The sequence below is a fragment of the Hydrogenophaga sp. FW305-3-2-15-A-LB1 genome, from assembly GCF_058787875.1.
In genome coordinates, this window is record NZ_JBYTAE010000010.1 from 1 (window position 1) to 15,031 (window position 15,031).

Sequence of the window (15,031 nt, forward strand, 5' to 3'; positions counted from 1 at the left end):
CCTCCCGCCTGCCCAAGGTCGGCACCACCATCTTCACCGTCATGTCCTCGCTCGCCGCCGAGCACGGCGCGGTGAACCTGGGCCAGGGCTTCCCCGATTTCGACTGCGACCCAGCCCTGGTGGAAGCGGTCACGCGGGCCATGCAGGCCGGCCACAACCAGTACCCGCCCATGCCTGGCGCGCTCGCGCTGCGCCAGGCCATGGCCGCCAAGATGCAGGCCCTCTACGGCCTGGCCTGCGACCCGGCCACCGAGATCACCGTGACGGCGGGCGCCACGCAGGCCATCCTGACCGCCATCCTCGCCGTGGTGCAACCCGGCGACGAAGTGATCGTGCTCGAACCCTGCTACGACAGCTACGTGCCCAACATCGAGCTGGCCGGCGGCGTCGCGGTGCGCGTGCCGCTCACGCCCGGCACCTTCCGGCCCGACTTCGACCGCATCGCTGCCGCCATCACGCCGCGCACGCGCGCCCTGATCATCAACAGCCCGCACAACCCCAGCGGCATGGTCTGGAGCGAGGCCGACATGCAGCGCCTGCAGGCGCTTCTCGCGCCCACCGACGTGCTGCTGATCAGCGACGAGGTGTACGAGCACATGGTGTTCGATGGCCAGGCGCACCAGAGCGCGGCGCGCTTCCCCGGCCTGGCCGCGCGCGCCTTCATCGTCAGCAGCTTCGGCAAGACCTACCACGTGACCGGCTGGAAGGTCGGCACGGTGGTGGCCCCAGCCGCGCTCACGGCCGAGTTCCGCAAGGTGCACCAGTTCAACGTGTTCACGGTGAACACCCCGGTGCAGCACGCGCTGGCCACCTACATGGGCAACCCGGCGCCCTATCTGGAGCTGGCCGCGTTCTACCAGCGCAAGCGCGACCTGTTCCGCGAAGGCCTGGCCGCCACGCGCTTTCGCCTGTTGCCTGGTGAAGGCACCTACTTCCAGTGCGTGGACATTTCGGCCCTGGCCGTGCCAGAGCGCGACCTGCCCGAGGGCGACTTCTGCCAGTGGCTCACGAAGGAGATCGGCGTGGCCGCCATCCCGCTCTCGGCCTTCTATGGCGACGGTTTCGACCAGCGCGTGGTGCGTTTCTGCTTCGCGAAGAAGGACGACACCTTGCGCGAAGCCCTCACACGCCTGGCGCGCCTGTAAGGCTCAGCACCGCACGGGGTTGCGGCAATAGCGCTCCAGTTCGACCACCGTGGCCTGGCGGGCCACGGCCTGCTTCGCGTTCGGCCCCACCTCCAGGCTGAGCTTCATCTCGTACTTCTTGAAGAAGTCGTCGAACAGTTCGCCGCCCAGAGTGCCGGTGGCGGTGAGCGTGTCGCTCTTCGCATCGTGCTCGATCAGCACCGCGCACAGGGGTTGTTCGGCCGGGCCGTTGAGCACCTGGGCGCCACGCGCCGGGTCGTACTGGCTGTGGTCGGCGCAGCAGTGGATCAGGTCGTTGCCCTTGCTCGGCGTCTGCGGATTCGTGGCCGCGCCCTTGCGGAAGCTGATGAAGCTCAGGTCCTTGGTCGGGTACACCAGCTTGTGCGCGCAGATGGCCGAGAACGCGACCAGGCTCCTGCGCGGGCCGATGCCCCCCGGCCACTGGTAGCTCTGCTTGTCGCGGGTCTGCAGCTGGGTCGCCGCCGCCGGTTTGCCCAGGTCGAGCAGGAACACCGGTGTCGCTTCGAAGGGGTAGTGAAAAACGTAGTTGGTCTGTGGTTTCAGGTTCGACGCCTTGAGCGGTTTGCCCACATCGTCGAGCAATTGAACCCGGCCGTACGAACGCGGTCTGGCATCCGCGGCCCAGGCGGTCTGCGCCAACGCCGCCGCCAGCGAGCCACCGCCGAGCGCGCACACTTCCACGAATTCGCGTCGATCCATCGCCCATCTCCGATGAAAGGCCGTTGTGCCGGCCACCTTGGGGCAGTGAAACGCATGCATCCGCCGGTGTCAACCCGTGTTTTTCTCACATGCCGGCGTCAAGAAGTGCATCCGGCACGCCGATATGGACGTAACTTGGGACACCGAGCGGCCTGTCGGACAGGCTTTTTTTTCGCGCATCGCTGAAGGACCTTTCCCCGTGCCCCCCCTCCACCCTTTCCATCGCCTCAAGAACCTGAGCCGCCGTGCGGTGCTTTGGCAGGCCTGCGCCGCTGTCGCCTGGGGCTTGAGCAGCCCGGCCCACGCCACCCCCAGCACGACCGTGGTCGAAGCCGTTCAACTGCCCGCCTGGGTGGAGCGCAACGGCCAGCGCCGCCCGGCCGAGCCCGGGGCCCAACTGCGCGCCAACGACAAGGCCATCACCGCCAACGGCTCGCGCATGCTGCTGCGCATGGACGACCGCAGCACCATCAAGCTGGGGGAGCAGACCGAGTTCCTGATCCAGTCGCTGGACACCAGCCGCAGCAGCGCCACGGCGCCCAGCGAGCAGAAGAGCGCCTTCAAACTCGTGAGCGGCGTGTTCCGCTACGCCACCGACTACACCAGCAAGGCCCTGGGCAACAAACGCGAACTCAACGTCGAGCTGGCCACGGCCACGGTGGGCATCCGCGGCACCGACTTCTGGACCATGACCGATGCGGCCCACGACGCCGTGTGTGTGTTCGAGGGTAAGGTCGAGGTGGTGCGCGAGGCCAAGCCGGGCATCGAGCTCGACAAGCCCGGCGCATTCTGGGTGGTGTTTACCGGCCAGCCGGAAAAACCGGCCGACCAGGCCACGCCGGCCCAGCTGGCCAAATTCATCGGCCAGGCCGAAATGCAGCCCGGCAGCGGTGTGCTGCTGCAAGGCGGGCGCTGGCGCACCGTGGCGGCCACCTTCAACAGCGCGGCCGATGCCGCCGCGCTGCGCACCCGGCTGCAGACCGCGGGCTACCCGGCGCAAACCCTGGCCAAGGATGGGCGCCACGAGGTGCGCATCAACCAGTTCGCCACGCGCGAGGACGCCGAAGCCGTCTTGCAGCGGCTGCGCGCCGACACCGCCCTGGGCGTGAGCGAAGGCCGCGTGGCGCTCACCGCGAACTGAGCCGTTCGCCCGAGGCCCAGGCTCAGGCGTTGAGCTGGGTCCAGGCCTTCTCCAGCCGCTTCACGCTCACCGGCTGGGGGGTGCGCAGCTCCTGCGCGAAGAAACTCACCCGCAGTTCCTCCAGCAGCCAGCGCAGCTCCTGGAGGCGGGCGTCCTGCACGCCCTTGCGCTCGGCCACCAACCGCCAGAAGCGCTGATCCTGCGGCCGCAGCTCGGCCAGCTTGGCGGCGTCGCGCGCCGGATCGGCGCGCAGCTTGTCCAGCCGCAACTGCACCGCCTTGAGATACCGCGGCAGGTGCTGCAACTGCGCGTACGGCGTCTGCAGGAGAAAGCGCTTGGGCACCAGGCGTTGCAGCTGCTGCGCGATGTCGGTGGCCACGTCCGCCGGCGGTTTGCTGTCCTTGAGCTTGCGCGCGGCGGCGGCGTACTCCGTGAGCACGGTGCCGGCCGTGCGGGCGATCTCGTTGGCGATCAGCGTGAGGCGCCCCCGCCCCTCTTCCACGCGCCGCTTGAAGGCGGCTTCGTCGGTGGGCAGCGGGTCGCCGAGGAAGGCGCGGTCCAGCGCGAGTTCCAGGATCTGCGAGCGCAACTCTTCCAGCGTGCCACCACCGCCCGCTTCCTTGCCCACCTGCATGTAGGCCACGCCCATGGCCTGCAGGCCGGGCAGGTTCTTCTCCAGGTACTTCAGCGCGTCGCGGATCTGCAGCGCGCACAGGCGGCGCAGGCCTTCGCGGTGCCGCGCCTGGGCCACCTCGGGTTCGTCGAACACCTCGATGCGCACCGCCTCGCCGTCGTCCACCAGCGCCGGGAAGCCAATCAGGGTCTGCTGGCCCTGGCGGATTTCCATCAGCTCGGGCAGCTCGCCAAAATCCCAGGCGGTGTGGCGCTGGGCCGCGCTCACGGCCGGGGCCTTGGCGGCGGCCGCCTTGGCCGCCACCGGCGCCGGGCCGCCCTTGACGGGCGCGGCGGGCGCAGGCGCCGCGCGCAACCCTTCCATCTTGAGCGAGGCCAGGGCCTGGAAGGCACCGCGCGCCTGCGCGCCCAGCTCGGCCTTGAGCGCCGCCAGGTTGCGGCCCTGGCCCAACTGGCGGCCGTGTTCGTCGACCACGCGCAGGTGCATGAAGTGGTGCGCGCTGAGCATGTCGACCTTGATGTCGTTGCGCTGGATATCGAGCTGCGTGGCCTCGCGCACCAGCTTGAGCACCGCGTCCATCAGGTTGCCGGCGCCGAAGGTGGCGGGCTCGCACAGCGCCTGCGCGAAACGCTCGGCGGTCGCCGGCAAGGGCACCAGGCGCGAGCGCGGGCGCTGGTGCAGGGTCTTGAGCAGGGCCAGCACCTTTTCCTTGAGCATGCCGGGCACCAGCCAGTCGCAGCGGTCTTCGCTGGCCTGGTTGAGCGCGAAGATCGGCAGCGTGACCGACAGGCCGTCGCGCGGGTCGCCAGGCTCGTGCAGGTAGCTGCAGGCGCAGTCCACGCCGCCCAGGCGCAGTGTCTTGGGGAAGGTCTGCGTGGTGATGCCGGCGGCCTCGTGCCGCATCAGTTCCTCGCGCGTGAGCAGCAGGAGCTTGGGGTTCTCGCGCACGGCGTCGCGGTACCAGCGCTCCATGGCCGCGCCGTTGCAGATGTGCGCGGGCAGTTGCTGGTCGTAGAAGGCGTAGATCAGCTCGTCGTCCACCAGCACGTCCTGCCGGCGCGACTTGTGCTCCAGCTCGGCCACCTGGCGCACCAGCTTCTGGTTGGCCGCCAGGAACGGCAGGCGCGTCTCCCACTCGCCGGCCACCAGCGCCTCGCGAATGAAGATCTCGCGCGCGCCGGCCGGGTCCACCTTGCCGTAGTCGGTGCGGCGGTTGCTGTAGATCACCAGACCGTAGAGCGTGGCGCGCTCCAGCGCCGTGACCTGCGCGGCTTTTTTCTCCCAGTGCGGGTCGAGCAGCTGTTTCTTGATCAGGTGCCCACCCACCTGCTCCAGCCACAGCGGCTCGATGCCGGCGATGCCGCGCCCGAACAGGCGTGTGGTCTCTACCAGTTCGGCACACACGATCCAGCGCCCCGGGCGCTTGCTCAGGTTCGCGCCCGGGTGGCGGTGGAACTTGATGCCGCGCGCGCCCAGGTACCAGTCTTCGGTTTCGTGCTTCTGGCCCACGTTGCCCAGCAGCCCGGCCAGCATGGCCAGGTGCAGTTGCTCGTAGCTGGCGGGCTTGTCGTTGAGCCTCCACTGGTGCTCGGCCACCACGGTGTGCAGCTGGCTGTGGATGTCGCGCCACTCGCGCACGCGCCGCACATTGACGAAGTTCTCGCGCAGCACGCTCTCGTACTGCCGGTGGCTGAGCTTGTGGTCCTTGCCGTGGCCACCCTTGGTGTCCTCCAGCCATTTCCAGAGCTTGAGCGTGCCGCTGAATTCGCTCTTCTCGTCGTCGAACTTGGCGTGCGCCTGGTCCGCCTGCGCCTGTTTGTCCAGCGGGCGGTCGCGCACATCCTGCACGCTCAGGGCCGAGGCGATCACCAGCACCTCGTCGAGCGCACCGCGCTGCTGCGCCTCCAGAATCATGCGGCCCACGCGCGGGTCCAGCGGGAGGCGCGAGAGCGTCTGACCGATGGGTGTGAGCTCGTTGGCCTCGTCCACCGCGTTGAGTTCGGCCAGCAACTGGTAGCCGTCGACGATGGCGCGCTTCTGCGGCGCCTCGATGAAGGCGAAGTCTTCCACCGCGCCCAGGCGCAAGGCCTTCATGCGCAGGATCACGCCCGCGAGCGAGCTGCGCAGGATCTCGGGGTCGGTGAACGCTGGGCGCGCGCCGAAGCCGGCTTCGTCGTAGAGCCGGATCGCGATGCCGTCGGCCACGCGGCCGCAGCGGCCGGCGCGCTGGTTGGCCGCGGCCTGGCTGATGGGCTCCACCATGAGCTGCTCCACCTTCTGGCGGAAGCTGTAGCGCTTCACGCGGGCGGTGCCGGCATCGATCACGAAGCGGATGCCGGGCACCGTGAGCGAGGTCTCGGCCACGTTGGTCGAGAGCACGATGCGCCGCCCGCTGTGGTCCTGGAAGATGCGGTCCTGCTCGGCCTGCGACAGGCGCGCGAACAGCGGCAGCACCTCGGCGTTGCGCAGCGTGGGAATGTGGCTCAGGTGTTTGCGCAGGTGGTCGGCCGCCTCGCGGATCTCGCGCTCGCCCGGCAGGAACACCAGGATGTCGCCGCCGGCCGGGCCGCGCCAGAGTTCGTCCACCGCGTCGGCGATGGCGTTGTTCAGGTCGTAGTCGCGGCTTTCCTCGAACGGGCGCCAGCGCACCTCCACCGGAAAGGTGCGGCCCGAGACCATGAGCACCGGCGCCGGGCCCTTGGCCGAGGCGAAGTAGCGCGCGAAACGGTCGGCGTCGATGGTGGCGGAGGTCACCACCACCTTGAGGTCGGGCCGGCGCGGCAGCAGCTGGCGCAGGTAGCCGAGCAGGAAGTCGATGTTGAGGCTGCGCTCGTGCGCCTCGTCGATGATGATGGTGTCGTAGGCGCGCAGGTCGGGATCGGTCTGCGTTTCGGCGAGCAGGATGCCGTCGGTCATCAGCTTGACGGAGGCGTCCTTGGACAGGCGGTCCTGGAAGCGCACCTTGTAGCCCACCACATCGCCCAGCGGTGTCTTGAGTTCCTCGGCGATGCGCTTGGCCACGCTGGAGGCGGCGATGCGCCGCGGCTGGGTGTGGCCGATCAGCTGGCCGCGCTGGCCCGGTTTCGCGTTGCACTTGCCCCGCCCCATGGCCAGCGCGATCTTGGGCAGCTGCGTGGTCTTGCCCGAGCCTGTTTCGCCGCAGACGATGACGACCTGGTGGTCGCGCATCGCGGCCTCGATCTCATGGCGGCGCGCAGAGACGGGCAGGCTTTCCGGGAATTCGATGTGCAGCGGCGTGGAGGACAAGTGGGAACTTCGGTCAAAATCGGGCAACCGGCCATTATCCGCGCCCGGCCCCATGCCCGCCTGACCACCGCCCCATGTCCACTGTCTTCAACTTCACCTTCGTCCCCTGGTTCCGCTCGGTCGCGCCTTACATCCACAAGCACCGAGGCAACACCATCGTGGTCGGCATCGCGGGCGAGGCCATCGCGGCCGGCAAGCTGGAGAAGCTGGCGCAGGACCTGGCGCTGATCCAGAGCATGGGCGTGGACATCGTGCTGGTGCACGGCTTCCGGCCGCAGGTGAACGAACAGCTGCGGCTCAAGGGCCATGAGGCGAAGTACTCGCACGGCATGCGCATCACCGACGAGGTGGCGCTGGACTGCGCCCAGGAAGCCGCCGGCCAGCTGCGCTACGAGATCGAGGCCGCCTTCAGCCAGGGCCTGCCCAACACGCCCATGGCGGGCGCCACGGTGCGCGTGATCTCCGGCAACTTCATCACCGCGCGGCCCGTGGGCCTGATCGACGGCGTGGACTTCATCCACTCGGGCCTGGTGCGCAAGGTGGACACCGACGGCATCCAGCGCACGCTCGACATGGGCGCGATGGTGCTGCTCTCGCCCTTCGGCTTCTCGCCCACCGGCGAGGCCTTCAACCTCACCATGGAAGACGTGGCGACCTCGGTGGCCGTCGCGCTGCAGGCCGACAAGCTGATGTTCCTGACCGAGGTGCCGGGCATCCGCGTCGATCAGGCCGACCCGGAAAGCGACATCGACACCGAACTGCCGCTGGCCGACGCGAAGAAGATGCTGGCCGCCCTGCCCCCGGCCACCCAGCCCACCGACACCGCGTTCTATCTGCAGCACTGCATCCGCGCCTGCGAAGGCGGCGTGGACCGCAGCCACATCCTGCCGTTCTCGGTGGACGGAGCGCTGCTGCTGGAGATCTACACCCACGACGGCATCGGCACCATGGTGGTGGACGAAAAACTCGAGAGCGTGCGCGAGGCCACCATGGACGACGTGAGCGGCATCGTGGCGCTGATCGAGCCGTTCGAGAAGGACGGCACCCTGGTCAAGCGCGACCGCACCGAGATCGAACGCGACGCGGGCAACTACACCATCATCGAGCACGACGGCGTGATCTTCGGCTGCGCGGCGCTCTACCCCTACCCGGAAGAGCGCACCGGCGAAATGGCCGCGCTCACTGTCTCACCTCACACGCAGAGCCAGGGCGACGGCGAACGGCTGCTCAAGCGCATCGAGGCCCGGGCCAAGGCGCAAGGCCTGCAAAGCATCTTCGTGCTCACCACGCGCACCATGCACTGGTTCGTCAAGCGCGGCTTCGTGCAGGTCAGCGCGGACTGGCTGCCGGAGGCGCGCAAGCGCAAGTACAACTGGGACCGCAAGAGCCAGGTGCTGGTGAAGAAGCTGAGCTGAGGGCCGGCGCCGGCCCGGACGGCCTCAGGCGGCCGGGCGCTTCACCCAGAGGGCCACGGCCAGCGCGACGATGGCCGAGAAGCACAGGAAGGACCAGTTCGCGATCGACAGGCCGAGGAAGGTCCAGTCGATCACCGAGCAGTCGCCGCTGCCGCGAAAGATCATGGGAATGGCCCTGCGCAGCGGGAAGGCTTCGATCATGCCGAAGAAGTCGCGCCCGCAGCTCATGATCTCGGGTGGGTTCCATTGCAGCCAGCTCTGGCGCGCGGCCGTGAAAGCACCGAAGACCGCGAGCAGGCCCATCAGCGCGATGCCGGCCTGCCGCGCCGCGCGGCCCTTCAACAGGGCCGAGACGCCGGCCACCAGCGCCACCGCCACCAGGGCGTAGCGCTGCACGATGCACATGGGGCAAGGCTCCAGGCCCACGACGTGCTGCAGGTACAGGCCGAAGGCCAGCATGGCGGCGCAAGCGGCGGCCACCAGCCCCAGGATGCGGCGGGGGTGCTGGGTCAGGGGAGACGGTTGGCCAGGGGAAAGGATGGCGATCAAGGGAAATCCTGAAGTTGGGAGAAGGCGGCCGCCGGGCGGGACAGATCACTGAGCCCGGCGATCCACCGCAAGTTCCCCCGCTTCAGCTCACGAAGGCGCGTTCGATGACGAAATCGCCCGGCGTCGTGGTGTTGCCTTCCTTGAAGCCGCGCTTCTCGCACAGGGCCTTGAGGTCGCGCAGCATCTCGGGGCTGCCGCAGATCATCACACGGTCTTCGGCCGGGTTCAGGGGCGGAATACCCAGGTCCTTGGCGATCACGCCGTCGCCCAGCAGCTGAGGAATGCGGCCCTGGTGCATGAAGGGCTCGCGCGTGACGGTGGGGTAGTACAGCAGCTTCTGCTGCACGGCTTCGCCCAGGAACTCGTCCTGCTTGAGCTGCTCGGTGATCAGTTCGCGGTAGGCCAGTTCCTTGACCTGGCGCACGCCGTGCACCAGCACGACCTGCTCGAAGCGCTCGTAGGTTTCCGGATCGCGGATGACGCTCATGAAGGGCGCCAGGCCGGTGCCCGTGCCCAGCAGGTACAGGCGCTTGGCCGGCAACAGGTAGTCGATCAGCAGGGTGCCCGTGGGCTTGCGGCCGACGACGATGCTGTCGCCCACCTGGATGTGCTGCAGGCGCGAGGTCAGCGGGCCGTCCTGCACCTTGATGCTGAGGAACTCGAGGTGGTCGGCCCAGTTCGGGCTGACGATGCTGTAGGCGCGCAGCAGGGGCTTGTCGTTCACCCGCAGGCCGATCATGGTGAAGTGGCCGTTGGAAAACCGCAGCGAGGTGTCGCGCGTGGTGGTGAAGCTGAACAGCCGGTCGGTCCAATGGTGAACGCTGAGCACGCGCTCTTCCAGAAATGCACTCATGAGAGATCCTGATGGGGTCGAACCCCGTATTGTAAAAAGTCGGGCCGGCCGTGCGGCTGGCGGGGTGATCGGCCGGCCCCACTCGCGGGACGGACACCGAAACCTTGCTACAGTGACGGGCTGCCCGGGATACCCGGGGCCTTGCGCCCACCACGGCGAACTGCGCCGACGAACAAAGAGTCCCGGATCATGCCGACGATTGGCCTGTCCGGGAACGAATTATTTCTTCAGTTCGTTATAACCAATCCATCTAACCCACACCTCCTAGGACGTTTCTCATGGCACGCACCGTTCATTGCATCAAGCTCGGCAAGGAAGCCGAAGGCCTGGACTTTCCGCCCTACCCGGGCGAAATGGGCAAGCGCCTGTACGAGAACGTGAGCAAGGAGGCCTGGGCCGCCTGGCTCAAGCACCAGACCATGCTGCTCAACGAAAACCGCCTGAACCTGGCCGACGCGCGCGCGCGCCAGTACCTCGCGCGCCAGATGGAAAAGCACTTCTTCGGCGAGGGCGCCGACGCCGCCGCCGGTTTCGTGCCGCCGCCGCCCGAAGGCAACTGACCGCCGCCCGGGCCGTGCCCCCACCCCCAGCCCGCCATGCCGTGGTGATCGGCGCCGGCCTGGCGGGCGCCGCGGTCTGCGCGGTGCTGGCGCGGCGCGGCTGGCGGCTCACGCTGGTCGATGCCGCCAGCGGCCCGGCGCAAGGCGCCTCGGCCCTGCCGGTGGGCATGCTGAGCCCCCATGTCACCCGCGCGCCCACTCCGCTGTCGCGGCTGTCCGCACTGGGCGTGGCGACCACCCTGGCCGAGCTGCAGCGGCTGGTTCCACCAGGCCAGGGCTGGCAAGCCTGCGAGGTGGACAACCTGGGACACGATCCGGGCCGCTGGCCCGCCGCGCTGGTGCGCCCGGCCGCCCTGGTGCGGGCCTGGCTCGACGAAGCGGCGAACCTGGGCACGTTGGCGTGCGTGTGGCAAACCCCGGTGCAGACGCTGGCCTCCTCCGCCGTGGGCTGGCAGGCGCTGGATGCCCAGGGCCGCTGCGTGGCCGAAGCCCCAATGGCCGTGGTCGCCGCGGCCTATGGCAGCCATGCCCTGCTGACCGGCCCCGCCAGTTGGATGGACGCCGACGCCCTGCCCCTGCGCCCGGTCAAGGGCCAGATGAGCCTGGCCGCCCAGAGCGGCGACCCGCTGGCCGAGCGGCCGCAACGCGACAACGGCGTGTACGTGCCCCTCTATGAAGACACCGGGTTGCCGCCCGCCTGGCCGGCGCGCGTCTGGGCCATGGGCTCCACCTACGAACGCGGCGAGAACAGCACGCAGCTGAGCGAGCAGGCGCACGAGCGCAACGCCGAGAGCCTGGAGGCCATCTGCCCGAGCGCGGCGCTGGACCTGCGGCAGGTCTGGCAGCGAGGCGAGCTGCTGGGTTGGGCGCAGGTGCGCTGCGCCTCATTGGACCGCCTGCCGCTGGTGGGTGCGGTGCCCGACGGCGAGGCGCTGAAGGCCCATATGGCGGCGGCCGGTGTCCGGCGGGGCCGTGTGCCCTTGGCGGACACCCCTCGCCGGCCTGGGCTCTACCTGCTGGCCGCGCTGGGCTCGCGCGGCATCACCTTGGCCGCCTGGTGCGCGAACCAGCTGGCCGCCCAGATGGAGGGTGAGGCCACGCCCGACGTGGAAGAGGACCTGCTGCGGGCGATCGATCCCGCGCGCTTCGCCTGGAAACAGGCGCGCCGTCAGTAGCTCAGATCAGGTCCAGCCACTCGGACACCTGGCGCGGCTGGAACGGCCGCTCCAGCAGGGCCGTGATGCCCACGCGGTGCGCGTCGCGCCGCACCCTGCGGCGGCGCCACCAACCCGCCAGCGGGCCGGCCAGCTCGGTCGTCGCCAAGGTCAGCGCCTGGGGATTGCGGGCGACGAAGTGGCGCATCAGCGCCCACACGTCGATGCGATGGTCGTCCAGGTTGAACACGCCGCACACATAGCGGTTGCGCTCCATGAGTTCCAGCGCGGTCTCGGTGTCGACCACCTCGTCCACATGGCCCACGCCCGCCAGGGCCAGGCGGGTGCGCAGGTAGGTGCCTTCCTGATCCTCGGCCCCCACCACCAGGGCGCGCCGGGTCATGTCGGTGGGTTCGCCGGTGTCCATCTCGAGGTCGATGTCCAGCGGCGCCGGCGCGGTCACGTCCAGATCGAGCAGGCCCGAATCGGCCTGCCGGGCGGCGAACACCAGATCCAGGTCGTGCAGCACGGCGGCCCATTCGATCGGCCGGTCCAGCACCCGCCAGGCGTGATCGGGGGCGTCCGGGCCGACCCAGATCAGGCGCTGCCCGGGTGGCATCTCCTTGGCGTGCGACAGCACGGCCTCCAGGCTTTCGCCATCCACCAAGGCCACCTGGGCCACGCCGGAAGGGATCACCGCGCCCGGCGGCGCCATGGGCACCCAGGGGGCGTAAGACAGCTCGCGTTCCTGCGACAGCCGGAACACGGTGTTCAGCGCATGGCGTTCCACGTCGGAAAAACCGACCACGCTGACCAGGATGCGCTGCTTTTGCATGGCGCGGATGTTACGCCCAGCAGACCGATGTGCGGTCGGAGTTGTACGACGAGCGGCCATCTCGTGTGCGATTCGGCACATCGCTCATTTGTTTATTCCAGGGTGGCATATACCCATGAACAAAAAATCGTTTGGGATATATCGATGTCTCTCTACAGTCTCGCCCATGCCTGACATCGCCATCATCCTGGCCGGATTCGCCGTGGGACTCATCGTGGGTCTCACGGGGGTAGGTGGCGGCTCGCTCATGACGCCCATCCTGATCTTCTTTTTCGGCGTCAAACCGTACCTGGCGGTCGGCACCGACCTGCTGTTCGCCGCCTTCACCAAGATGGGCGGCACGGTCAGCCTGGCGCGGCAGAAGCTGGTGCCGTGGCGGGTGGTCGGCCAGCTGAGCGCCGGCAGCCTGCCGGCGGCGCTGTTGACGTTGCTGGTGCTGCGCCAGCTCGGCCCCACGAGCGCAACGGTGCAATCGCTGATGACGAACACCCTGGGCGTGGCGCTGTTGCTGACGGCAGTGGCCATGCTCTACAAGGCGGCGCGCGGCAAACAGCTGCCCCGCCAATTGCCCGAAGGCCAGCTGGCCCAGGCCACGCATGCGCGCCACTGGAGCCTGCCGGTGCTGTTCGGTGCGGTGATCGGCACCCTCGTCACGCTCACCTCGGTCGGTGCGGGCGCCATCGGTGTCTCCGTGCTGCTGTTGCTGTTTCCCCTGTTGCCGCTGCCCCGCATCGTGGCCGCCGACATCGCTTACGCCGTGCCGCTCACGCTGGTCGCCGGCCTGGGCCACGCGAGCCTGGGCTCGGTCGACTGGCCGCTGCTGGCCAAGCTGCTCGCCGGTTCGCTGCCCGGCATCTGGCTGGGCACGCGTCTGATGCGCCACACCCCTGAGCGCCTGGTGCGCTCGGCGCTGTCGCTGCTGCTGGCCTATGCCGGCACGAAGCTGATCGCTTTTTGATTCCTGAAGACCCACGAAGACGATGTACCAATATTCCGACTTTGACCGCCAGTTCGTGCACCTGCGCGCCGCCCAGTACCGGGACCAGCTGACCCGCTGGCAAGCCGGCACGCTGGGCGACGACGAGTTCAAGCCGCTGCGCCTGCAGAACGGCTGGTACGTGCAGCGCTTCGCGCCCATGCTGCGCGTGGCCGTGCCCTACGGCGAGATCTCCGCGCCGCAGCTGCGCGTGCTGGCAAAGATCGCGCGCGACTTCGACCACAAGGAAGAGCACGACGTCAGCAAGGCCAACGCCGGCCTGTCCGAAGTGCCCACGCTGCCCGACCGCTGCGGCCACTTCACCACGCGCCAGAACGTGCAGTACAACTGGATCCCGCTCTCGCGCTCGGCCGATGTGATGGACCTGCTGGCCAGCGTGGGCCTGCACGGCATCCAGACCAGCGGCAACTGCATCCGCAACATCACCACCGACGCGCTTGCCGGCATCGCGATCGACGAGGTGGCCGATCCGCGGCCCTTCGCCGAAATCCTGCGCCAGTGGAGCACGCTGCACCCCGAGTTCGCCTTCCTGCCGCGCAAGTTCAAGGTGGCCATCACCGGCGCGCGCGAAGACCGCGCCGCCACCCCCTGGCACGACGTGGGCCTGCGCCTGCTGCGCAACGTCGACGGCGACCTGGGCTTCCAGGTGCGCGTGGGCGGTGGCATGGGCCGCACGCCCATCATCGGCAGCGTGATCCGCGAGTTCCTGCCCTGGAACCAGATCCTCAACTACCTCGAAGCCGTGGTGCGCGCCTACAACCGCTTCGGCCGCCGCGACAACATCTACAAGGCCCGCATCAAGATCCTGGTGAAGGCCGAAGGCCAGGCCTTCACCGACCAGGTGGAAGCCGAGTACCAGGACATCCTCGAGAAGGACGGCGCGCCGCACACCATCAGCCAGGCCGAACTGGACCGCGTGAGCGCCTTCTTCGTGCCGCCGCAACTCAACTGCGACCGCAAGAGCGCCGACGCCAAGATCGCGCACATCCTCAAGGCCGCGGCCGAGGACGACCTGGAATTCAGCCGCTGGCTGCAGCAGAACGTGAAGCCGCACCAGAACCCCGACCTGCGCGCCGTCACACTGTCCTTCAAGCGCTTCGGCCAGGCCCCCGGCGATGCCACGGCCGAACAGCTCGAGCGCGCCGCCGAACTGGCCGAGCGCTTCTCGGCCGGCGAAGCCCGCGTGACGCACGAACAGAACCTGCTGCTGCCCTGGGTGCGCTGCGACCAGTTGCCCGAGCTGTGGCGCGAGGCGCGCCGCCTGGGCCTGGCCAAGCCCAACATCGGCCTGCTCACCGACATGATCGCCTGCCCCGGCGGCGACTTCTGCGACCTCGCCAACGCGCGCTCGCTGCCGCTGGCACAGGCCATCCTGGGCCGCTACAAGGACCTCGACGAGCTGCACGACCTGGGCGAGATCGACCTGCACATCAGCGGCTGCATCAACTCCTGCGGCCACCACCACAGCGGCCACATCGGCATCCTGGGCGTCGACAAGGACGGCCAGGAGTGGTACCAGGTCACGCTTGGCGGCTCGGACGGCACGCGCCTCTCCGGCGACGCCACGCCGGGCAAGGTGATCGGCCCGTCCTTCGCCGCCAGCGAAGTGCCCGACGTGATCGAAGCCCTGCTCGACACCTACCGCGCCCAGCGCACGGGCCAGGAGACCTTCGTGAACACCCTGCGCCGCACCGGTGCCGACCCGTTCAAGACCGCCGCCAACGCGGTGCGCACGAGCACGGCCCGCGCCGCCGCCTGAGG

12 protein-coding genes are annotated in these 15,031 nt (G+C 68.9%); 7 read left to right on the plus strand and 5 right to left on the minus strand.

Annotation, left to right across the window (positions count from 1 at the left end):
- Positions 1 to 1,145: pyridoxal phosphate-dependent aminotransferase (locus AC3WPZ_RS04540; RefSeq protein ID WP_492438410.1), on the plus strand; the 1,145-nt coding region annotated here is incomplete at its 5' end.
- 3 nt (positions 1,146 to 1,148) lie between these two features.
- On the opposite strand, the gene AC3WPZ_RS04545 is transcribed toward AC3WPZ_RS04540, so the two are convergent.
- Positions 1,149 to 1,865 (minus strand): Rieske (2Fe-2S) protein, encoded by a 717-nt coding sequence (locus tag AC3WPZ_RS04545; protein ID WP_382325116.1) that lies wholly within the window; start codon positions 1,863 to 1,865, stop codon positions 1,149 to 1,151.
- 199 nt (positions 1,866 to 2,064) lie between these two features.
- Here AC3WPZ_RS04545 and AC3WPZ_RS04550 point away from each other — a divergent pair, with 199 nt between their 5' ends.
- Positions 2,065 to 3,006 carry a FecR domain-containing protein gene (locus tag AC3WPZ_RS04550; protein ID WP_492438413.1) on the plus strand — a complete coding sequence of 314 codons (942 nt, stop codon included), beginning with the start codon at positions 2,065 to 2,067 and terminating at the stop codon, positions 3,004 to 3,006.
- A gap of 22 nt (positions 3,007 to 3,028) precedes the next feature.
- Here AC3WPZ_RS04550 and hrpA read toward each other — a convergent pair whose 3' ends face one another.
- A complete protein-coding gene (gene hrpA, locus AC3WPZ_RS04555; protein WP_492434843.1) occupies positions 3,029 to 6,961 on the minus strand; it encodes an ATP-dependent RNA helicase HrpA in 3,933 nt (1,310 codons plus the stop codon).
- Between the two features lie 20 nt (positions 6,962 to 6,981).
- Here hrpA and argA point away from each other — a divergent pair, with 20 nt between their 5' ends.
- Complete coding sequence (argA, locus tag AC3WPZ_RS04560) at positions 6,982 to 8,322, plus strand: amino-acid N-acetyltransferase (protein WP_382325123.1); 1,341 nt, start codon at positions 6,982 to 6,984, stop codon at positions 8,320 to 8,322.
- 24 nt (positions 8,323 to 8,346) lie between these two features.
- On the opposite strand, the gene AC3WPZ_RS04565 is transcribed toward argA, so the two are convergent.
- Entirely contained in the window at positions 8,347 to 8,862 is a 516-nt protein-coding gene (locus AC3WPZ_RS04565) for a disulfide bond formation protein B (RefSeq protein WP_382325626.1), read from the minus strand.
- A 91-nt stretch (positions 8,863 to 8,953) separates the two neighbouring features.
- The gene (locus AC3WPZ_RS04570; RefSeq protein WP_291118977.1) at positions 8,954 to 9,724 is read right to left on the minus strand and encodes a ferredoxin--NADP reductase; all 771 of its coding nucleotides are present in this window, start codon (positions 9,722 to 9,724) and stop codon (positions 8,954 to 8,956) included.
- Between the two features lie 278 nt (positions 9,725 to 10,002).
- On the opposite strand from AC3WPZ_RS04570, the gene AC3WPZ_RS04575 reads away from it, so the two are divergent.
- Together AC3WPZ_RS04575 and AC3WPZ_RS04580 are read left to right on the plus strand one after the other, a co-directional pair.
- Complete coding sequence (locus AC3WPZ_RS04575; RefSeq protein ID WP_291118974.1) at positions 10,003 to 10,284, plus strand: oxidative damage protection protein; 282 nt, start codon at positions 10,003 to 10,005, stop codon at positions 10,282 to 10,284.
- Positions 10,285 to 10,298: 14 nt separating this feature from the next.
- Complete coding sequence (locus tag AC3WPZ_RS04580; RefSeq protein ID WP_382326571.1) at positions 10,299 to 11,459, plus strand: FAD-dependent oxidoreductase; 1,161 nt, start codon at positions 10,299 to 10,301, stop codon at positions 11,457 to 11,459.
- A 1-nt stretch (position 11,460) separates the two neighbouring features.
- On the opposite strand, the gene AC3WPZ_RS04585 is transcribed toward AC3WPZ_RS04580, so the two are convergent.
- Complete coding sequence (locus AC3WPZ_RS04585) at positions 11,461 to 12,273, minus strand: hypothetical protein (RefSeq protein ID WP_382325127.1); 813 nt, start codon at positions 12,271 to 12,273, stop codon at positions 11,461 to 11,463.
- Positions 12,274 to 12,439: 166 nt separating this feature from the next.
- Here AC3WPZ_RS04585 and AC3WPZ_RS04590 point away from each other — a divergent pair, with 166 nt between their 5' ends.
- Together AC3WPZ_RS04590 and AC3WPZ_RS04595 are read left to right on the plus strand one after the other, a co-directional pair.
- Complete coding sequence (locus AC3WPZ_RS04590) at positions 12,440 to 13,231, plus strand: sulfite exporter TauE/SafE family protein (RefSeq protein ID WP_382157497.1); 792 nt, start codon at positions 12,440 to 12,442, stop codon at positions 13,229 to 13,231.
- Between the two features lie 22 nt (positions 13,232 to 13,253).
- Positions 13,254 to 15,029, plus strand: coding sequence for a nitrite/sulfite reductase (locus AC3WPZ_RS04595; RefSeq protein WP_492438417.1), 1,776 nt, complete (start codon positions 13,254 to 13,256; stop codon positions 15,027 to 15,029).
- The last annotated feature ends 2 nt before the right edge of the window (positions 15,030 to 15,031 follow it).